Genomic DNA, 360 nt, shown 5'->3' with positions numbered 1-360 from the left:
ACTGACTGTCCGGCTTCGATCGGAACGGCTGTCCGCTTTCCTTCGGACTGGGTGTCCGGTTTCACTGGAATACGCACATGGCCCAGAGCGTGGCGGCCTTTTGGGAGGAACAAACGCTGCCGCCGCCCGAGGAGAAAGGTGCCATCCTGGTCTGCACGGCGGACGGAAAGGGTGTCCCGACGCGTCGCGAGACGGCGCCGAACAAGCCCCCGGTCCCCGCCTCCTCGGCGCACGCGGTGACGGACAAGCCACCACAAGAGGCGCCTGCGCCCAGCATGGCGGAGAAGGATCTCCATCCCTCTGGCCCACGTGCGGGGACGAAAAAGATGGCGTTGCTGGGGGCGGTCTATACGATTAACC

The 360-nt window shown here is 65.3% G+C and carries 1 protein-coding gene; it reads left to right on the top strand.

What is annotated here, in order from left to right; translation table 11 throughout:
* Nucleotides 1-77 precede the first annotated feature (77 nt).
* Nucleotides 78-360, top strand: a 283-nt coding sequence (locus tag G3480_RS27505; protein ID WP_206171959.1) for a hypothetical protein, incomplete at its 3' end; no start/stop codon positions are given.

This window comes from Thiorhodococcus mannitoliphagus (assembly GCF_010915725.1).
Lineage (GTDB): Bacteria > Pseudomonadota > Gammaproteobacteria > Chromatiales > Chromatiaceae > Thiorhodococcus > Thiorhodococcus mannitoliphagus.
Note: the sequence above shows the minus strand (reverse complement) of the source record. Positions and strands in the feature narration are given on the sequence as shown.